General features: G+C 52.5%; 2 protein-coding genes. Both read right to left on the bottom strand.

Annotated elements, in window-relative coordinates; translation table 11 throughout:
- Window positions 1-353: 353 nt before the first annotated feature.
- Window positions 354-467 carry a photosystem I reaction center subunit VIII gene (locus tag NW809_RS12630; protein ID WP_011428960.1) on the bottom strand — a complete coding sequence of 38 codons (114 nt, stop codon included), beginning with the start codon at window positions 465-467 and terminating at the stop codon, window positions 354-356.
- 49 nt (window positions 468-516) lie between these two features.
- Window positions 517-987 carry a photosystem I reaction center protein subunit XI gene (locus NW809_RS12625; protein WP_099812636.1) on the bottom strand — a complete coding sequence of 157 codons (471 nt, stop codon included), beginning with the start codon at window positions 985-987 and terminating at the stop codon, window positions 517-519.
- Window positions 988-1,285: the final 298 nt, after the last annotated feature.

The following is a 1,285-nucleotide window of genomic DNA, read 5'->3' as shown; positions in this document are numbered from 1 at the left end:
TCCAAAGAATGAGTCGGCATTCCTTTCTCTCCTTCCTCTTGAATACCTGTACCCTATTTTAAATTAAAAGGCTGTAAGGCTGGCCATCGACTTCTTCTTCTCGTTAAAAGTTGAAAGGGGGTTGCGCAAGCTGCCCTTTTCCTTGTTGGTATGGGATCAGCTCGCCGGATCCTGCTCCACTCTAAAGTCCTTTGGAAGTTCCCCTTTCCCAAAAGCAAGAAGACCCAACCTTGGTCGGGTACTGCCCCAGGCAAGACGGCAGCGCGTCCAGAAACAGCCGCTGTGCCAAAAAGGGAGGGATCCCTTGTCTAGCTAGGGATCCCTCTTCCGAAACCCATTGAGATGAGAACCAGTTAGTCGCGCTCAATGTACAAAAAGAGCACAGCCATGGTTACTGCCGGCAGCAGCCAACCGACAATGGGGACGAAAATCCAAGGAAGATAAGCAGCAGCGTAAGAACCGGTCATGATCTTGCTCCTCTCCAGTGCCTTGACAAGTTTGACAACTCAATTAACCTTAATTCACCAACCCTCGAAAGATGGCGTCGATCCCGGCAAAGTTCTCCAACAAGAAGTAGGCAGCAAACACGCCACCCATACCTCCCAAGAAAAATCCTGCTGTCAGATCCCCCCAGCCACGGGCCGTAGATAGAGGATTGGCGCCCGGCGTTTCCGGCTTGTTTCCAAAGGTAACGCTGCCATAGGCGGACATACAGGCGGTTCCCAGCAGCACAATCGCCATCGCCGTGACCAGCCCGCCCAAATTGGCTGCCTCAGGATAGTCGCGCAGCGGGCCCACCACGATTTCTGGCCCCACCAAAAAATAGCCATGCGCCAACCCAATCTCCAGCCCTCGCAACAGCGGCGATAGGCCAGGCCGGTTAATGGGGAGGTTGTTGATAAACAGACGGGTGAGAGGAGAGTCACTGATGGGCGTTGAAAGATGGCCCTCGCAGGGATCGTCGTTAAAGGTGCGAATGTAATCCATGTCCGAAGATCCTGGCTGGAATTTTGGGATTCATTCTACGGGGCCTCAGTTCTCCTCTCAGCAGCCGCTATCCGGATCGTTAAAAAAGTTCATGCTTGCTTAACAGAGATACAGACCCTCGCGCTTTGGTTCAACGACGCCGTGCCACCCCAGAAGATAGAATGCAACTGCGAGCCGCGCTACACAAAAGGATAGCTTGGTAGCCCCGTACTTTAGTACGCGGCGGAAAAGCCCTTGAGCAACTTTAGTTGCTTCTTTGTTATAGTTAGTACAGAGCTTCTCCAGGAAAACAACCTAC

It is taken from the genome of Synechococcus sp. WC101, assembly GCF_047461555.1.
GTDB lineage: Bacteria > Cyanobacteriota > Cyanobacteriia > Thermostichales > Thermostichaceae > Thermostichus.
This window is presented reverse-complemented; position numbering and strand designations above follow the sequence as displayed.